1 protein-coding gene is annotated in these 1,821 nt (G+C 34.6%); it reads right to left on the bottom strand.

Annotation, left to right across the window (positions count from 1 at the left end; genetic code table 11):
- Positions 1-248 precede the first annotated feature (248 nt).
- Positions 249-1,424: a substrate-binding domain-containing protein gene (locus tag LI241_RS15415; RefSeq protein WP_008690011.1), complete on the bottom strand. Its 1,176-nt coding sequence runs from the start codon at positions 1,422-1,424 to the stop codon at positions 249-251.
- Between the last annotated feature and the right edge of the window lie 397 nt (positions 1,425-1,821).

Raw genomic sequence — 1,821 nt, forward strand, 5'->3', positions numbered from 1 at the left:
ATAACTACGCCCCGAGGGATTTTCACCCTAGATATGTGGCATGCCCGCCACACACGAAAAGGCGAGCTCTTCCTACAAAAAGCTTGCCTTTTATTAATATTCATAAAGAACTTATAGCATAAAAGAAGGACTAACACTTAAATAAAATCGCAATAATATGAAAGAGAGACTGATTCTATTCTCATTTTATTTTTATAATACTTAGAGATACTAATCTCCTGCTATCTTTCTTGACTAGACAATTTATACTACTTCTGTATTATTGAGACGTAACCAGTCTTTTCAATCAATTGCTGGCCTTCATCTGATTGTATCCAATTGATCAATCGCATAAGATTTTTATTTTCATTCCCCTTTACATAAACCGCATAAAACGGACTTGTAATAGGGTAGATATCATCACGTATATGTTCTACCGTTGGGGCGACTCCATCAATCTGTAAGAGCTTGATTTTATTACTTTTTTTCATTGCCTGTGTATAAAAACGGAAAGAATACCCTATTGCATTATCCCGATTTTCATATTCAGCTGTTACGGAAATAATTGCCCCCATACCTGCAGGCACATCCTTTGTCATAGGTTTCATGATTGATTGACCATTCATAAACCGAATCAACGCTGATTGAGAACCACTGCCTTCAGGACGTTGGAAAGCACGAATCTTTTCATCCTTTCCCCCTACCTCTTTCCAATTAGTTATCTTTCCACTATAGATATCCCGAATTTGTTTACTGCTCAAATTTGTTACGGGATTATCTTTATTCACAAAAAAGACAAATGCTTCCTTACCAATCGGAACCTTAACCAATTCTTCCTTTTGCTTTTTAAACATTTCCTCCTGTTTTGACGAAGGAGCAGCCACAAAAATAAGATCTGTTTTCTTCTCTAATAGACGTTCATAGGCGGTAGGTGTTGTTGTGCAGCTAACGATTTCACTAACGTATGGATCATACTCATCCTTAGGATAAAGCGCTTGTACAAAGGATGCATAGACCGGATATAAGGCAGTAGCACCATCCAAACGAACAAGTTCATCTTTTATTTGAAATTGACTTTCCTTATTCAAAGTAGCTATTTTATAACTGTGAAATGGTTTATATTCACTGAGATTCACTTCTGTACCCTTAATTTCATAACGATTTTCCCACATATCATAGCCAAATGTAGCTAACAAAATCACAATGCATGATAAAAATGGTACTACCATAAAAAGCTGCTTACGAAAAGATAACCAGGCATGGCGTCGATAACGATAAAGAACCATTAACCATATATATACATATAGGATCAACATTGCCACAATGAGAAGGTATTCAATAAAAGGATGTGTCGTAGTCCATACGATACTTAAAAGAAAGATATATACAAATGGTAAAGTAAATAGCGTCGCAAGACACAAAGCTCCTATCAATGCTAATATCATAGTTAGCTCCCTTCTGCTTTTGCAAGTTTTTTTTTATTTTCGATAAACCAATAGGACATAGCAGTAGAAACATAAAAATCTGAGAATAGGAAAGATTTAATAAGGTGCAGCTGTTATCATCAATTTTATTATATCGGATATATGCTTAAAGACAAGGTAAATTAAGAAAGGTTTAGATTTCCATAGAAATCACAATATACGATTTCCCCATGAGGAATCTTCAACAAAAGATGTATTGATTATTGTATTGATTATATTAGGAGATGACTAAGTAATAGTACATGATAGGTAAAAGGGTTAGTAAGATTATTTCTGATAAAGCAGAAATAGTACAACTTCTTGTGATGCCATTGGTTTCGCTCACATAAGGAATGTGTTTGGATTTCTTTCTCTATAT

The sequence above is a fragment of the Longicatena sp. 210702-DFI.1.196 genome, from assembly GCF_020563125.1.
GTDB classification, from domain to species: Bacteria; Bacillota_I; Bacilli_A; order Erysipelotrichales; family Erysipelotrichaceae; genus Longicatena; species Longicatena caecimuris.